This window comes from Kushneria aurantia DSM 21353, from assembly GCF_000382245.1.
Lineage (GTDB): Bacteria > Pseudomonadota > Gammaproteobacteria > Pseudomonadales > Halomonadaceae > Kushneria > Kushneria aurantia.
Genome location: NZ_KB907889.1, coordinates 32,833 through 48,805 on the forward strand (window position 1 = coordinate 32,833; position 15,973 = coordinate 48,805).

Sequence of the window (15,973 nt, forward strand, 5' to 3'; positions counted from 1 at the left end):
CGAGCAGCCTGTCGCCGCACTGCGCGAGGTCATCGCGATACGCCATTCAGCCGGTTCTGTCGAGTGCCGCTCATGCCGGCGGATATTGCCACAATACTTTCTTCCATTAAGCTGCTTCCTCATTATGAGGTAATCAACTGTCGCACTATGGGGAGCGCTATCGTCATGATCGCCTCGTCCGATGCCATTGTCAGCGAGACGGCGTTCTATCGCCTTCTCGATGAGCTCAACGAAGGCATCATCATACTCGACCACCATCAGCACCTGCGGCTGGCCAACCGTGCGGCCCTGCACATGTATGGCGTAACCGCGATCGCCGAGCCGGGCGACAGCTGGGACGAATGGCGCCAGCGCTTTTCGCTGCGCCGCCGGGACAGCGCCTGCCAGGATACACCGCTGCCCATCGAGGCACTGGTGGCCGGCACCCCTTTCGACCATCTGGAAGTCGAACTTACCGTCACCGACGAGACCCGCGTGCAGCGCCTGCGCGGCCGGGTACTGGACAGCGGCGCCCGGCCCGCACGGGTGGCACTGTTCATCGAGGATATTACCCGGTTGGTCAGCGCCGAAGCGCGCTTCGAAAGCGCCTTCAACGCCAATCCGGCCCCGGCAGTCATCTGCCGGCTCGACGACCTGCGCTTCGTGCGGGTCAACGACGGCTTCCTCGGGCTCGTCGATCTGCCGCGTCATGAGGTGCTGAACCGCTCGATCTACGAGCTTGACGTTTTCGCCGGCGCCGACAATCGCCAACAGTCGATTCGCCTGCTGGCCCGGGGCGAGGCGATCCCCCTCACCCGCTCGGCATTACCCACCGCCGATGGCGGTACCCGCCGCGTCGAGGTCGCCGGCCAGCCGATCGACATGAACGGCACTGACTGCATGCTGCTCACTTTCGATGACCTCGAACCGACCCAGCGCGCCCGTGACGCACAGCGCCGCAGCGAAGCGCAATTCGCCGCCGCCTTTGACCTCTCGCCGATACCCACCGCACTGCTGGATCGCCACAGCCTGACACTGGTCGAGGCCAACAGCGCCTATGCTGAAGTGTTCTGCGGCGATGACGACACCCGCTGCGGCGATCCGCCGCTGAGCGATACCGTGCGCCGGCGCCTTTTGCGCGCACTCGAAAGCGAGATCCGGCTACGGGCGATGGAAGCGACGCTCACGCCGGCGGGCGGCGAGGCGCTGACCTTTCTGATCTCGGCGGCGGTGGTCAAATTCGAACAGGGCGAGCGGATTCTGCTGACGCTGATGGACATCAGCCGGCGCAAACGCTCGGAAACCGAGCTCTACCAGGCGATCGAATCCGTCATGCAGGACGCCTCCTGGTTCACCCAAAGCCTCAACGAGCGCCTCGCCGGTGTGCGCGACAGTGCCGCCGTGACCGAGACCGAGCGGCAGGCGCTGGAGGAACTGAGCACGCGCGAGCGCAACGTGCTGGCGCTGCTGTGCCGTGGACTCTCCGACAAGCGCATCGCCTCACAGCTCGAGCTGGCCCACAGCACGGTGCGCAATTACGTCGCCTCGATCTATCGCAAGCTCGAGGTACACAGCCGCAGTGAGGCGATTATCAAGGCGAGCCAGTGCGGCTTTACCCAGGAGTGATCACGCCCTCGTCTGACCGGACGCCGGCGACGCAAATGCACCCTCTGGCGCAGTACATCTGTATCTATGGCGGCAGGGATATTGCGCCTATATTGACCCTGCTTCGGGAGCGCGCAGGAAAGCGCCGGGGAGAAGGATCTCCCCCACCGCAGGACGCGGAAGCGCTCGGAGCCGGATTCAACCCCCTGCACAGGGGTTGGATACCGCAGGGAAGCGGATGCCAGGGAGGGCGTCCATGTTCAGCGCGCGATAGCCGTCACTTCGGTGGACGGTTACCGCGCGCCGAACGCTTTTTGTGCTATATCAGCCGGCTCTCGGCATAAAGCGTGTCGACCAGCGCCGCCGCCGGCATGGGGCGGGTCAGCGCCGCGCCCTGGCCCGCCCAGCAGGCGTCGAACTCATGATCCCCGCATGCCACCGCCGCCGCGGCCAGTTCCGGGGTCGAAACCCCTGCCATCGGCGCCTGAATAATGGCGGGCAGGCGGGTAGTGTTCATGGGATCTCCTCGACGAAATCGGTCAGATGGCAACCTGTACGTCAGCGCCTATCGCATTACCGGGCATCCTGCGTCGCGCCGACGGCATCGCCAAGGCGTGGACGCGGTGCGCTGGAGAGGGTGGTACCCGCCGAGGCGATGATCACCGTCATGATCGCCAGCCACTGCCACAGGCTCAGTTGCTCACCGAGCACCAGCAGCCCGAAGAGCGCCCCGATGGCAGGCTCGAGACTCATCAGGGTACCGAAGAGGTAGGTCGGCATGCGCGGCAGTGAAATCATCTCGAGCGTATAGGGCAGCGCCGTGGAGAGCACCGCCACGCCCAGTGCCAGCGGCAGCACCTGTAACGAAAAGAGCGCCGTGCCGGCCTCGTAAACGCCTATCGGCGCCATCAGCACGGCGGCGATGGTCACGCCCAGCGCCGCACTCTGGGTGCCGTTGCCGCTGCCGGCGCGGCGGCCGAACAGAATGTAGAGCGCCCAGCAGACACCGGCGCCGAGGGCGCACAGCACGCCGTAGAGGTTGAGCGGCTCGCCGCCGGCGTCGCGCGGCCACAACAGGATCGCAAGGCCGATCATCGCCAGCGCGATCCAGCCCAGATCGCGCCGCCGACGCGAGGTGAAAACCGCCACCGCCAGCGGCCCGGTGAACTCCAGCGCCACGGCAATGCCCAGCGGAATGCTGACCAGCGCCTGATAGAGCAGAAAGTTCATCAGCCCCATGGCCACACCGTAGACGACGATCGCTTTCCACGCCTTGCGGGTGACCGGTCGCCGCCAGGGGCGCAGCAGGGCCAGCAGCAGGACCGCCGCCAGCATCAGACGCAGCGACGTCGCGCCGGTGGCGCCGATGAGCGGAAACAGCTGCTTGGCCAGCGAGGCGCCGCCCTGAATCGAACACATCGCGACCAGCAGGATCAGTACCGGCCATAGCCGATGCCATGAAGAACCACCGGCCATCATTGCCTCCGCCAGCCGAATCGGTGAAAGTGTTGCAACATCTTAACTTTAATTATCATTATTGCAGATAGGCGATATAGTGCACACAAACGGCAATAGCCACGCCGAACGCCCCAGCGTGCTGGTGCACGTGGCCACCAATCTGCGTAAGTTGCGCCAGCGCGCCAGCCTGAGCCAACAGGCGCTGGCCGAGAGCGCCGACGTCAGCCGCCGCATGCTGGTCAACATCGAGAGCGGCGATGTCAACGTCAGTCTCAACGTGCTCGACCGTCTTGCCGAAGTGCTCGGCGTACAGCTCTACGCGCTGGTGCAGCCGCCGGAGAGCGAGGATTCGGCGCGCATCGAGCAGCTGGTGTGGGCGGGGCGACACGCCGACAGCCGAGGCATTCTGCTGGCCAGCAAGCCGGCCCATCAGGAGGTCGAGCTGTCATCATGGTGGATGGCCAGCGGGGACCGCTACGATTCCGAACCCAATCCGCCGGGCTGGCACGACATGGTAGTAGTCATCGCCGGCGAACTGACGCTGATGATCGACGGCGAAGCGCGCCGGGTCGTGGCCGGTGACTTTCACGTCGTCGCCAGCGACCAGCCGATCAGCTACTGCAACGAGGGCGCCGCGCCGCTGCACTTCGTCCGCAACGTGCTGCATTAGACCCTTTTGCGCCGGATGACGGCTTTCAGCGCTGCCGGCGCCTGTTAAGCTACCCGCCCTTTCTGTTTTGGATGGCCCGGCATGGACGACACCTCCCCGCGCCCGGCCTGGCGTCAGACACTATCCCTGATCGCCGTGGCCGCGACCCTGGCTCTGCTCCTCTATCTGCCCGACGCGAGCCTGACCCAGGCCGGTACGGTGGTGGTGCTCTGCATCGGCCTGTGGGCCACCGGCTGGCTGCCGCCCTGGCTGACCGCGCTGATCTTTTTCACTCTGTGCATGGTGGGCGGCGTGGCACCCGCCTCGGTGGCTTTCGCCGGTTTCGCCTCGGCCGCGACCTGGCTGGTGTTTTCGGGACTGGTGATCGGCACCGCCATCAACCACACCGGGCTGGGCAAGCGGGTGGCCGCCGCCGTCGCGCCGATGCTCGCTTCGGGCTACGCCAGCGCGGTGCTCGGCGCCGGACTACTGGGGCTGGCGGCCTCCTTTTTCATGCCCTCGGCGATGGGCCGCATCGTGCTGCTGGTGCCGATCATGCTGACACTGGTGGCGCGGCTGGGCTACGCCGAAGACAACCCGGGCCGTCACGGCATTCTGCTCAGCGCCATCATGTCGACCTTTCTGCCTACCTTCACCATTCTGCCCGCCAACGTCCCCAACAACGTGCTGATGGGCGCCAGCGAGGCGGTACTGGGGGTATCGCTGCACTATGGCGACTATCTGCTGCTGCACTTCCCGATTCTCGGCCTTTTGAAGTGGCTGGCGCTGATGGGGTTGATCCTTTGGCAATTTCGCGCCACACCGGCGGCGCCCGCCACTTTCGAGGAGCAGAGACCACCGGCCGGGCGCGCCAGCATGATGATTGGCGCGCTGCTGAGCCTGGCCGTGCTGCTGAGCCTGGCCGTGCTGCTGTGGATGAGTGACGGCTGGCACGGCATCTCGCCCGCCTGGGTAGGTATGCTGGTGGCGCTGGCATGCCTCTTCCCGGGCAGCGGCCTGCTGCCCGCTCGGCCGCTGACGCAGATCAACCTGGAGCCGCTGATCTACGTTGCCGGTATCGTCAGCCTTGGCGCGCTGGCTCATGAAAGCGGGTTGGGCGAGGCAATCGCCGAGCGGCTTTTGGCGCTGCTACCGCTGGCCCACGGCGCCGATGCCGGCAACTTCGCCTGGCTGGCGCTGATCGCCACGGCACTCGGCATGGTGGTCACGCTACCCGGCGTGCCGGCGGTGCTGACGCCGATGGCACCGCAGCTCGCCGAGGTGACCGGCTGGTCACCCTATGCGGTCGTGATGTCGCAGGTGCTGGGGTTCTCGACCGTCATCCTGCCGTATCAGTCACCGCCGCTGATCGTCGGCCTGCTGACCGCGGGCCTGACGCTTCGTCAGGCCACGCGCATCACCCTGCCACTGGCGGTCATCACCCTGCTGCTGCTGTGGCCGCTGGACTATTTTTGGTGGCAGTGGCTGGGGGTGATATAGCCCCCGCCGGGGCAACCATCACCGCCCCTGGGCGCCGCGCCGCAGCCAGTCGTGCACGAAGGCGAGCTTACGATGGGTCGCCTCGGCCAGCAGGAAGGGATAGAGATCGGAAAGCCCCATCGAGCGGTTAATGTGGTTGACGCCCACCGCGATCGCCGCGGCGGTGTAGATCAAACGCTCGGAATCCGTTTCGGTATAGGGGTCCCAGTGGGCACTCGGCAGCTCCGGCGACGAGAGTCCGGCGGCCACGAAACTGTCGGTGATGTCGGTCAGGTGCAGCAGATGCGCCGTGGTTTCGGCCCAGTCCTCGTGCGGGTGCGCGGAGGCGTAGGTGGAGAGAAAGCGCTGCTCCCAGCCAACCGGCGGTCCATTGTCATAGTGCTGCCTGAGCGCTGCGGTGTAATCCTCACGCTCGTCGCCGAAGACCTCGCGAAAGGCCGCGAGGAAATCCTCGCGCAGGCTGAGACGCCACCACAGCATATGGGCGATCTCATGGCGCATATGGCCGATCATGGTGCGATACGGCTCGCCCAGCGCCTGGCGACGCTGAATGCGCACCACCGGGTCGGCCTCCGCCACGCTTATCGTCACCACACCGTCGGCGTGGCCCATCGGCGCCGGGCCGTCGTACTCGCCCAGCATGTGAAAGGTCGGCCGCGTGCCGGGGTCCTCGGGGCGAAACCAGTGCCAGCGCCCGAGGTTGTCCAGCACCCAGCGCTTGGCGGCTTCGGTCTCTGCCCAGTTGGCCATGACGTTGGGAATCGTCGGGTCCGGCGCCAGCGCCGTCATCGCGCAGGCACGGCAGAAGGCGCCCGGCTCGGGGGCAATCCAGTTGCAGCCGATGCGCTCGCGGTTGGCACAGAACGGCGGCATGGGCAGAAAGGCGCGCGCCTGGGGGTCGTAGGCGACCGGCGTGCCGTCGGCGGTGGCCAGGTTACCGAACCACAGCGAACCGGAGCCGACGGGATTGCTGAATACATGCATGAACGGGGCTCCCGAAAAGAGATCAAATCGTTTTTCAGGTTTCAGGGTAGTTCACTCTCGTCCACGAGACGGTGATCTCTTCGAGAGACGGTGATCTCTTCGACAGGAGGCGATTGATTACAGGGCGGCGCTCAATCGCCGCTCACTTCTTCGTGGTAGACCGTCATGCCGCGCGAGCGGTAATTGGCCAGCGCCGCCGGATGATCCAACGAGCAGGTATGCACCCAGACCCGCTCGCAGCCCGGCCAGGCCCAGGCGCAGGCGAGGGCATGGCTCAAAAGCGGCCCGCCGAAGCCCATGCCGATAAATCCGGGAGCAAGCCCGAAGTAGAGAATCTCGACGTTGCGACCGTCCGGGCGGTAGAGCTCGAAGTAGCCGGCAACCGCGCCGCGGTGCCAGGCCACGAAGGTGCGATGGGCGTCGCTTTCGACCAGCGCGCGCCACGTCTGCTGATCCCCCTCGAGTTTATCGGTCCACTGCCACTGCGCCCCCACCAGCTGATAGAGAAAGCGATTGAGTTCGAACTGCGGTATCTCGCATTCGGCGACGGCGAGCGTCGGTGGCAGCGGCCGGGCATCGAGCGCAGCGGGATCGCGCATCTCCAGATACCAGGTCGTCAGAAGGGGCTCGGCATCGGGCAGGGTCATGTGTTCCTCGGCGGCCGGTGGTGGCAAACAGGGTATCGAAACCGGGCGGAAAGTGGATACTACTACCCAACAGTGCCAGAGTAGAGCGCACACAATGACAAAGATCGGGATGCCATGAGCTCGCTGACTATCTGGGATTTCATCGTTATCGCCGCCTATTTCACCGTTACCGCCCTGATCGGCTGGTACGCGGCACGTGGGCGCACCACCTCGGAAGACCTCTTTCTCGCCGGGCGCACACTCGGCCCGGTGGCTATCGGCTTTTCGCTGTTCGCCTCCAATATCTCCTCGGATACCCTGGTGGGACTGCCGGGCGCGGCCTACTCGACCGGCATTTCGGCAGCCAACTACGAGTGGATGGCGGGCATCGTGCTGATGTTTACGGCGCTTTTTGTGCTGCCGGTGCTGATGCGTGCCAAAGTGACCACCATGCCGGAGTTGATGGAGCGACGCTTCGACGCCCGGCTGCGCAAGTATCTGTCGGTGATCACCCTGCTGCTGGCGATTCTGCTCGACACCGCCGGCACCCTCTACGCCGGCGGCCTGATCGTCACCACCTTCATACCGGGGCTGAATCTGTGGCTGGTGTGCGCAGTGCTGGCACTGTTCACCGCGGTCTATACCGCCCTGGGCGGGCTGCGTGCGGTGGTGTGGACCGACGTCATGCAGGCGATCGTACTGCTGACCGGCTCGGCGCTGATGACGTGGATCATCTTCGGCCATTTCGACCACAGCTGGAGCAACGTGCGCGAGCAGCTCAGCCCCGAGCGGCTGTCACTGATCCGCCCGCTGGATGACCCCGGCGTGCCCTGGCTGGGGCTGTTGACCGGGCTGCCGATCGTCGGCTTCTACTACTGGACCATGAATCAGTACGTTGTGCAGCGCATTCTGGGTGCGCGCAATCTCCAGGCCGCCGGCCGCGCCTCGGTGTTCGCCGCCCTGCTCAAGCTGCTGCCGATCTTTATCATGACCCTGCCGGGGGCGATGGCGGTGCCGCTGCTGCCGCATCTGGACCACCCGGATCAGGTCTTTCCCACCATGGTGAAGACCTTTACGCCCACCGGCCTGACCGGGCTGATTCTGGCCGGACTGATCGCGGCGCTGATGTCGACGCTATCGGCCACCCTCAACTCCTCGGCAACGCTTTTGACGCTCGACTTCGTCAAGCCGGCGCGCCCGCATCTTGACGACTACCAACTGGCCCGCTGGGGGCGCATCTTTACCTTCGTGGTGGCGCTGATCGCCGCCCTGTGGGGGCCGATGATCCAGTACTTCTCGGGGCTGTGGACCTACCTGCAGCAGGTATTCGCCTTCGTCGCCTCGCCGCTGGTCGCCACCTTCCTGATGGGGCTGTGGGTCAAACAGCTGGGCTCCTCGGCGGCGCTGCGCGGGCTGGCCTGCGGCCATGCGTTGAGTGCGCTGCTGTTCGTGCTGATCGAGACCGGCCTTCTGGGGCTGCACTTCACTATCGCCGGCGGTGTGATCTGCGCCGCCACGGCGCTGTTTACCTGGGGCTGGATGAAGCAGCTGGGCAGCGCCGACCGGCCCGGCAAGGATGACCAGCGCATCACCCTGATCGCCAAACAGGGGCTGGAGCGGGTGCCGCGTGATGTGCTGGTCGGCATTGTGGTGGTACTCATCCTGACCGGCGTGATTGTCTGGTTCCTGCGCTGACGCCTGTCTGTGCCATACGCGTGTCGTATGACGGTACTGCCGCTCGGCGCCTCACGGCGTCGAGCGGCTACACTGGGTGGCTCTCCTATCCAACCCGAGCTGGCACCATGATCAACGAGCGCCCCATACCCTTTCACGCCTTCGCACTGCTGTTCGTGATCGCCGGCGCCACCGATGCCCTGATCTATCTACACAGTCGCGAGTTGCTGGCGGTCTATATGACCGGCAACAGCAGCCACATCGGCCGCGCTATCGGTCAGGGCCATTGGGCAACGATCGCGCCGCTGGCGGCGGTGATCGGTACCTTTTTCGTGGCGACCACCCTTGCCGCCTGGCTGGGTCAGCGGGCAGGGCGCTGGCGCGCCACGCTGATCCTGCTGCTCAGCGGCACGCTGATGGCGCTGGCCGTGCCCTTTACTACTGCCGGCAGCTATTCACTGATGACAGTGGCCATGATCGCCGCCGCCATGGGCAGCCTCAATCAGGTGAGCAGTCGCGTCATCGGCGTGACCTTTCTGACCGGCATGATCGTCCAGACCGGCCGTTCGCTGGCACAGGGAGAGTGGCTGGCAGGGCTGGATGGCCTCGCCCGCTGGGCGGCACTGATCGGCGGCGCCGTACTGGCCACGCTGCTCGACAGCCGCTACGGGGAACTCGCACTGCTGTTTGTGGCCGGCGCCCTGGCAGCAGGCGCCCCCTTTACCGCCTGGAACGCGCATCTGGCGGGAGCCGGCGATCCGCAGCGCGAGCAAGCGGACCGCCGCGAGTCACGTTCCGGCAGCGGCTACTGAGTCAGAGTTGACCGTCTGCTTGACCAGCCGCAGCCCCAGCACATCACGATAGAAGCGCAGGTTATCGCGCGGGTCGCCGCAGATCGCGGTGATATGGTGCAACCCGGCTCGGTGCGGCCTCGTGCGTGGCATCATCCATGGCATCTCTCCTGCCGGTGAGCCCGTCCGCTTACAGCGACAGGGCAGCGGTGAGTTTCGCCACCTTTTCACCCTGATAGCGGGCCAGTGACAGCTCCTTGTCGGAGGGCTGACGCGAGCCGTCACCGCCGGCCAGCGTCGAGGCGCCATAGGGCGAACCACCGCGGGTTTCGGAAATATCGAACAGCGCCTGGCCACCGGCGTAGTCGATCGGCACGATCACCATGCCGTGGTGGGCCAGAGTGTTCCAGAACGAGGTGATGGTGGTCTCGTTGCCGGCGCCGGTCGCGCTGGAGGTAAAGACGCTGCCCAGCTTGTTGACCAGCTTGCCGCCGGCCCACAGCCCGCCGGTCTGGTCGAGGAAGGTACGCATCTGGCCGGCCATATTGCCAAAGCGGGTGGGCGAACCAAAGATGATGGCATCGTAATCGGCCAGTTCATCCGGCCTGGCCTCCGGCGCGTCGTGCTCGAGCTTCGCGCCGGCCTTCTCCAGCGCCTCACGGCTCATGGTGTCGGGCACCCGCTTGAGCGTGACTTCCACACCATCGACCGAACGCGCACCCTCGACCACGGCGTTGGCCAGCGTCTCGATATGACCGTACATGGAGTAGTAGAGCACCAGTATCTTTTTCATTGTCACACTCCCTTGAGCAGGTTTGTGGTTGACCATTTTGCGACCCGGCGAACCGAGCCGATCATTACGGTGTCAACAGTAGTTCTCCCACAGGAGGTCGAAAAGCGAACTCTTCTGGCATACTCATTCAAATTATTTGATCAACGAGACGAGGATGCGCGATACCCTGCGACTCGAAGCGCTGGAAGTGCTCGACGCCATCGACCGCCACGGCAGCTTCGCCGCGGCGGCGGCGGCGCTCTACCGGGTTCCCTCGGCGATCTCCTACACCGTCAACCAGCTGGAGACAGAGGTTGGCGTGCAGGTTTTCGATCGCAGCGGCCATCGCGCCCGACTGACCCCCGCCGGCCGCCTGCTGCTGGAGGAGGGGCGCCGTATTCTGGCCGCCACCAGCGAATTGAGCGCGGCGGCGAAACGGCTGGCCAACAACTGGGAGCCGGAGCTGCGTATCGCCCTCAACGGCCTGGTGCCGCCCGCCCTGCTGTGGCCGACGATAGACCGCTTCACCGCCGAGCACCCCTCGATCAACCTGCACCTGCAGGAAGAGGTGCTGACCGGCAGCTGGGAGGCGCTGGTCGACCAGCGCGCCGAACTGGCGGTAGGCGTCACCGAAATGCCTGCCATCACCGGTATCGAGCGTGAACCCTTCATCGACATCGACTTCGTCTTCTGCTGCGCGCCGAATCATCCACTGGCGCAGGCGCACACACCGCTTGACGAGGCGCAGCTGCGCGCTCATCGCGGCATTATCGTCGCCGACAGCGCCCGCAGCTTCCCGCGCCGCAACGCCGCCGGGCTGCTCGACAGCCGTCACTGGCTGACGGTCGCCAACATGCAGAGCAAGGTTACCGCGCTGGAGGCCGGGCTGGGCGTGGGATACTGCCCGCGGCTATGGGTCAGGGAAATGCTGGCTGAAGGGCGTCTGGCCGCCCCGCCACTGGCCGAACAGCGACCGCCCGTCACCACCTGGCTGGTGTGGCGCAGCGGCGAATCGGGGCGCGGGGTGAAGTGGTTCGTGGACGCGCTGCGGCAGTGGTGAGACGACTCCGGGCGGGTTGATCAACCTTCACGGCGCAGAAAGTCCTTCAACCAGGCGACCCGCTGCTGCAGCTCATCGTCGGCATCCGCCTGATCCCGCTCGCTGTGGCCGGCGAGATAGAGGTCCATGATCCAGCCGCGCCGATTCTCCTTGACCAGGTTCGCGCGCTGAATTTCCAGCATCGGCGGCGTCGCCTGTGCCGCCATCAGCGGGTGATAGAGCATCTCGTCGAGCAGTCGGCCGGCCAGCAGCAGGCACTGCGTCTGCTGGGTAAAAAGCGCACGGTTGCGGAAATAAAAGCCCAGCGCGCAGCAGCTGACGAAACCCTCGCCCTGGTCGCGCCAGGTGAGCACGCGGGCCGTCTCGAACGCCGCATTCGGCCGATTGATATCCAGAAGGGCGCTGCGTATCGCGGGAAATGCCTCGACCTCGGGGATAAGGTCGATCTGCTCCGGGGCCTCGACCAGGCTGCGGTAGGGAAATATACGGCCATGGTCGCTCTCACCGGCGCCGTAGGGGATGTCAATGGCGCCATCGTCGAGGCTGATGCGCAGCTCGGTTCTATTTTGCATGGGACCTCCGCAGCAGGTGGTCCCACCACCCTATCAGCCCTGGCGGGTTACGACAGCGCCTCGATCGAACTGTTGCTCCGGCGGCGCGGTTCATCCCCACGGGCGAGGGGAACGCAAGGCCAACCGGAATCTCACGACCCACAGATCTCGAATAACCCTTCCGAAAATCACCCCTGGAGGTTGCGCGCACCCGCGAGGATCAGGTCCAGGCCTGCCAGGAACGCTTCCCGTTCGTCGTGGGAGCGCAGCTCGTCGGCAAGCAGGTGAACATAGGGATAGTCTGCCGGCTCACCTTGCGTCCAGCGGGCGACGAGTGTGGTGAGCACCTCCGTTCGATCCTGCGATTGGAAGTCGTGACGGGCGGCTGCGGCGGCCTGAGCGGCGAAGCCGAGGAGGTATTGAACGAGCGCCGACCCGCAGTAAAACAGCGCGCTGCGCGGAACACCCATGGCGTCGAACCCCGCGCTGATCTTCTCGAATAGCGTCGTCATGGCGGGCTGCCAGGGTTCCCGCGCGAGTTCGGTCCCCACCCAGGGATGCGCCTCTATCACGTCGAACACGCCAAGCGCGACATCGCGAACGGCGTCTGCTGGATGGGTACCACGTCCTGATTGGGCGATCGCTTCTGACAGGACATGCTCCGTCGCGGCCGCCAGAAGCGTCCTCTTGTCGGCGACGTGCCAATAGATGGCGCCGCTTCCGGTCGAGAGGCTTTTCGCAAGAGCGCGGAATGTCAGCGCGTTCTCACCCTCGCCGTCGAGGATCGCGATGGCGGCGGCAACGACTCGCTCCCTGGAGAGCGAAGGTTTCTGCTGTTTGGGCTGATGGTCGTTTGAACTCATACCCATTCTTGACATGACTGGAACAGTGTTCCAATCTCCTGACTGTGGAATGCCGTTCCAGAAAGGATAAAGCCATGCAGACTACAGTAACCATCGTCGGTGCGGGCCTCGGAGGACTGGTGCTCGCCCGCATTCTCCACGTCCACGGGATCGAAGCGATCGTCTTCGAGGCGGAGCCGAGTGCCGACAGCCGCTCCCAGGGCGGTCAGCTCGATATTCACGAACATAACGGCCAGCGCGCCATCGCAGCCGCCGACCTGACCGACCGATTCCGCTCGATCGTTCATAAGGGGGCGGAGGCCACGCGCCTCCTGGACAAGGACGGCACCGTGCTGCTCGACGAACCCGATGACGGGCAGGGTCAGCGTCCGGAAGTGCTTCGCGGCGACCTGCGCCATCTCCTTCTCGAGTCCCTGCCGAAGGACACGGTTCGCTGGGGCAGGAAGGTCGAAAAGGTGACCGCCATCGGTGGCGGGCGGCACGAAATCGCGTTCACGGACGGATCGCTCGCTCGGACCGATCTTCTCGTCGGCGCAGATGGGGCATGGTCGCGGGTGCGCCCGCCTCTGTCCGATGCGCGGCCCGTCTATACGGGCGTCAGCTTCGTCGAGACCTATCTGCACGATGTCGACCGCCGTCATCCGGCATCGGCCGAATTGGTCGGCGCGGGCACGATGTTCGCCTTGGCGCCGGGCCAGGGGATTACGGCCCACCGCGAGGCGGGCGATATTCTGCATAGCTATATCCAACTGAAACGACCGGCCGAATGGTTCGCCCCGATCGACTTCGATGATCCTTCGGCGCGCGATGTCATCGCGGCTGAATTCGACGGTTGGGCACCGGCGCTGACCGCGCTCGTCACCGACAGCGATACCAGGCTGGTGCTGCGGCCGATCCATGCCCTCCCCGATGGGCATCGCTGGGATCGCAAGCCGGGCGTGACGCTCGTGGGAGACGCCGCGCACCTCACGGCGCCGTCAGGCGAAGGCGCGAACCTGGCCATGCTCGATGGCGCGGAACTGGCCGAGGCGATCGTCCGGCATCCCGACAATATCGAGGCAGCCCTTGCGGCCTACGAGGAACCCATGTTCGCGCGTGCCGCCTCGGAGGCGGGAAAGGCAAACGAACTGCTCGATCGATGTCTTGGCGATCAGGCGCCGACGGTCTTCCTCGAGATGAGATGATGTCGCGGGCGTCCGATTGAACGCATCGGGCCCAAGCATCCGCAATCATGCCGTCGGATGAGGTGTCATTCGCCGGCTGATGTGACTCGACGCCTGGCCGGTTCCGGGTACCGAAATCCCGAAGCGCGTCGAGCCGCATCTGGCCGATGGTGCGCCGATCGGAGTTGACGATGTCGGCCAGCTTATCGTCGATCTGGCCCTATAGTATAGCGTCTATCGCTGCCTCTTCAACGACCAGCAGGCCGGCCGCTACGCGGCGGCACGCTACCCGGCCCCGGCCGGCCCGATTGCCTGTAATCGGGCATACCGCCCCGGCGTCGCGCCCATGGTGCGGCGGAACATCGCGATGTGTCGGGTCCCTGATGATCGAATCGCCTATAGGAGTTATCCTCTGCTAGCCGCCAGAGAGCTTCTTCAGCAATTCATTCGGGAGCAGGTCCATGGACATCAAGCTGCATCATGGCCCGCCAATATGGCGTCGCCACCGCGACCATCCGGCGCTGGCGGTACCGTGACGATGTCCAGGACCGATCGCACACGCGGCACAACCTGCTGGCCACGCTTACGCCCGAGCAAGAGGAGGTGCTGATCGCCGCTCGCGAATTCCTTCACCTCGGCCTGGATGATCTCCTGGTCGTGGCACGTGAATTCCTGAATCCTCGCTTGTCCCGCTCCGGGCTGCATCGCATGCTCAAGCGACGCGAGGCGCCGACATTATCAAGCACCTGCCCCAAATGCCCGACGAGGAGCAGAAACGCTATCTGTATGTCGCCATCGATCGCGCCACGCGCTGGGTCCATCTGGAGGTGAGACGCAGCCAGTCCGCGAAGGATGCGCGGGCGTTCATGAAGCAGGTGGCGGTGAAGGCTCCCTTCAAGGTCCAGACGGTACTGACCGACAACGGCAAGTCATTCTCCGATCGCTTCACGCGGGCGGGTGAGCGCAAGCCCAGCGGGAACCACCCGTTTGACCAAGAGTGCCAGGCCTTTGGTATCGAGCACCGTCTGATCAAGCCGGGAAGGCCGCAGACAAACGGCATGGTGGAGCGCTTCAACGGCCGTATCAGCGATGTGCTGGCGACTCGGCGCTATACCTCAGGCGAGGACCTGGAGCAGACGCTCAAACGCTACACCTGGCTGTACAATCACCACATCCCGCAAAAGGCGCTGCATCATCAATCACCGATTACGGTGATGAAGGAATGGCAGACCAGGCGTCCTGAGCTATTTACCAAGCGGGTAGTCAATCACACGGGACCCGACATCTAAAGGAGAAAACTACTCGCCATCTTCGTTTTTATCCCGCCCTCGTGAATAAGGCGGGATCAAATGATCTCCATTCTTGGAGCATTCTCCTTATATCAGTCCCATTGATGTGGCCTTAAACAATGCGTGCTTAACGGTATAGACCTTCATCTTTTCAACTATATTATTGGTATGGAATCTAACTGTTCGCTCAGATAAGTCCAGTATAATGCTGATTTCGTTGTATGTTTTTCCAAACTTAAGAAGGTTAGCGACTTCTAGTTCTCGTGGAGTCAGCTCTTTATAGTCAGGTGTTTCTTGGTTCTTTTCAAAAATACTTAAAAGGTTGTATAAATGCAGTTTCGCCATATCATCAAAATTTTTATTGAATTGAGATCCGGAGTTATTAGTATAGATAGTTAAAATAGTCTTGGAGTTCCAAGTGTTTATAGGGAAAGAGATTCCGAGAGATATGTTATATTTTTTTGCCAGATAATTAATGTCTGAGCTACAGTACTCTTCTGGCGACCACTTGAAAGGCGTCATGTAATGCTTCGCTTCTTTAACTATGTCGCTTTTAATATACATTTTCATATTTATAAATTCAGCCTTCCATTCTTCTGGAAGGCTGGTTTTTAAATCGATTTCCATCCCGTTTCGGATAGTTAATAGCGAGTATCGATCCTCACCAAAATTCATTAAATACGACTTGAGCATGAGGCCTAGCCTGCTGCAACTATCTACCATGAGGTTTCACCATAGATGTCTTAGCTGGTTCCGGTTTAATGATACCGACTATATCTTTTGATATAAGCCTAACACAAATTAATATACCGATAACCTATGTATTTTTCAAGGAAAGGCGGCTTGGCCGCAAATTCTGAATGCAACACCTGATCAAACCGGTAAGGTGTTGACCCTATGTCATATTCTGAACTCTGCACCGAAGAACGTGCCACTATCCAGGTCAGCCTCGCACAAGGCTTGAGCATCAGGAAGGTAGCGGCTCTGCTTGAACGGTCTCCGGCGACGA

Annotated in this window: 17 protein-coding genes and 1 pseudogene; 9 read left to right on the forward strand and 9 right to left on the reverse strand. The window is 63.4% G+C overall.

Annotated features, from left to right (window positions below; all coding sequences use genetic code 11):
- Window positions 1–165: 165 nt before the first annotated feature.
- Window positions 166–1,605, forward strand: a complete 1,440-nt coding sequence (locus H146_RS0115545) for a LuxR C-terminal-related transcriptional regulator (protein ID WP_019952809.1) — start codon at window positions 166–168, stop codon at window positions 1,603–1,605.
- 298 nt (window positions 1,606–1,903) lie between these two features.
- On the opposite strand, the gene H146_RS22360 is transcribed toward H146_RS0115545, so the two are convergent.
- On the reverse strand, window positions 1,904–2,101 hold the full coding sequence (locus H146_RS22360; protein ID WP_019952810.1) for a hypothetical protein: 198 nt from the start codon (window positions 2,099–2,101) through the stop codon (window positions 1,904–1,906).
- 56 nt (window positions 2,102–2,157) lie between these two features.
- The gene (locus tag H146_RS0115555; protein ID WP_019952811.1) at window positions 2,158–3,060 is read right to left on the reverse strand and encodes an EamA family transporter; all 903 of its coding nucleotides are present in this window, start codon (window positions 3,058–3,060) and stop codon (window positions 2,158–2,160) included.
- Window positions 3,061–3,139: 79 nt separating this feature from the next.
- Here H146_RS0115555 and H146_RS0115560 point away from each other — a divergent pair, with 79 nt between their 5' ends.
- The gene (locus H146_RS0115560; RefSeq protein WP_019952812.1) at window positions 3,140–3,712 is read left to right on the forward strand and encodes a helix-turn-helix domain-containing protein; all 573 of its coding nucleotides are present in this window, start codon (window positions 3,140–3,142) and stop codon (window positions 3,710–3,712) included.
- Between the two features lie 81 nt (window positions 3,713–3,793).
- Window positions 3,794–5,191: an SLC13 family permease gene (locus tag H146_RS0115565; RefSeq protein WP_019952813.1), complete on the forward strand. Its 1,398-nt coding sequence runs from the start codon at window positions 3,794–3,796 to the stop codon at window positions 5,189–5,191.
- Between the two features lie 18 nt (window positions 5,192–5,209).
- Here the strand turns inward: H146_RS0115565 and H146_RS0115570 are convergent, their stop codons facing one another.
- Both H146_RS0115570 and H146_RS0115575 read right to left on the reverse strand, forming a co-directional pair.
- The gene (locus tag H146_RS0115570; RefSeq protein WP_019952814.1) at window positions 5,210–6,175 is read right to left on the reverse strand and encodes a zinc-binding metallopeptidase family protein; all 966 of its coding nucleotides are present in this window, start codon (window positions 6,173–6,175) and stop codon (window positions 5,210–5,212) included.
- Between the two features lie 131 nt (window positions 6,176–6,306).
- A complete protein-coding gene (locus H146_RS0115575) occupies window positions 6,307–6,822 on the reverse strand; it encodes a GNAT family N-acetyltransferase (RefSeq protein WP_019952815.1) in 516 nt (171 codons plus the stop codon).
- A gap of 114 nt (window positions 6,823–6,936) precedes the next feature.
- Here H146_RS0115575 and H146_RS0115580 point away from each other — a divergent pair, with 114 nt between their 5' ends.
- Together H146_RS0115580 and H146_RS0115585 are read left to right on the forward strand one after the other, a co-directional pair.
- Window positions 6,937–8,496, forward strand: coding sequence for an SLC5 family protein (locus tag H146_RS0115580; RefSeq protein WP_019952816.1), 1,560 nt, complete (start codon window positions 6,937–6,939; stop codon window positions 8,494–8,496).
- Window positions 8,497–8,603: 107 nt separating this feature from the next.
- Window positions 8,604–9,287 (forward strand): YoaK family protein, encoded by a 684-nt coding sequence (locus H146_RS0115585; protein ID WP_019952817.1) that lies wholly within the window; start codon window positions 8,604–8,606, stop codon window positions 9,285–9,287.
- Here the strand turns inward: H146_RS0115585 and H146_RS20870 are convergent.
- The gene (locus H146_RS20870; protein ID WP_211213350.1) at window positions 9,264–9,389 is read right to left on the reverse strand and encodes a VOC family protein; all 126 of its coding nucleotides are present in this window, start codon (window positions 9,387–9,389) and stop codon (window positions 9,264–9,266) included. The genes H146_RS0115585 and H146_RS20870 overlap by 24 nt on opposite strands.
- 67 nt (window positions 9,390–9,456) lie before the next feature.
- Window positions 9,457–10,059: an NAD(P)H:quinone oxidoreductase gene (wrbA, locus tag H146_RS0115595; RefSeq protein WP_019952819.1), complete on the reverse strand. Its 603-nt coding sequence runs from the start codon at window positions 10,057–10,059 to the stop codon at window positions 9,457–9,459.
- A 154-nt stretch (window positions 10,060–10,213) separates the two neighbouring features.
- Here wrbA and H146_RS0115600 point away from each other — a divergent pair, with 154 nt between their 5' ends.
- Complete coding sequence (locus H146_RS0115600) at window positions 10,214–11,098, forward strand: LysR substrate-binding domain-containing protein (protein ID WP_019952820.1); 885 nt, start codon at window positions 10,214–10,216, stop codon at window positions 11,096–11,098.
- A 20-nt stretch (window positions 11,099–11,118) separates the two neighbouring features.
- Here H146_RS0115600 and H146_RS0115605 read toward each other — a convergent pair whose 3' ends face one another.
- On the reverse strand, window positions 11,119–11,670 hold the full coding sequence (locus H146_RS0115605; RefSeq protein WP_019952821.1) for a hypothetical protein: 552 nt from the start codon (window positions 11,668–11,670) through the stop codon (window positions 11,119–11,121).
- 167 nt (window positions 11,671–11,837) lie between these two features.
- A complete protein-coding gene (locus H146_RS0115610) occupies window positions 11,838–12,512 on the reverse strand; it encodes a TetR/AcrR family transcriptional regulator (RefSeq protein ID WP_211213351.1) in 675 nt (224 codons plus the stop codon).
- Between the two features lie 74 nt (window positions 12,513–12,586).
- Here H146_RS0115610 and H146_RS0115615 point away from each other — a divergent pair, with 74 nt between their 5' ends.
- Both H146_RS0115615 and H146_RS20040 read left to right on the forward strand, forming a co-directional pair.
- Entirely contained in the window at window positions 12,587–13,696 is a 1,110-nt protein-coding gene (locus tag H146_RS0115615) for an FAD-dependent oxidoreductase (protein WP_019952823.1), read from the forward strand.
- Between the two features lie 420 nt (window positions 13,697–14,116).
- Window positions 14,117–14,964, forward strand: a pseudogene (locus H146_RS20040) (DDE-type integrase/transposase/recombinase).
- Window positions 14,965–15,051: 87 nt separating this feature from the next.
- Here H146_RS20040 and H146_RS0115625 read toward each other — a convergent pair.
- On the reverse strand, window positions 15,052–15,687 hold the full coding sequence (locus tag H146_RS0115625) for a LuxR C-terminal-related transcriptional regulator (protein ID WP_083920906.1): 636 nt from the start codon (window positions 15,685–15,687) through the stop codon (window positions 15,052–15,054).
- A 174-nt stretch (window positions 15,688–15,861) separates the two neighbouring features.
- Between H146_RS0115625 and H146_RS20875 the strand changes: the two genes are divergently transcribed.
- Window positions 15,862–15,973, forward strand: a 112-nt coding sequence (locus H146_RS20875) for a helix-turn-helix domain-containing protein (protein WP_156826853.1), incomplete at its 3' end; no start/stop codon positions are given.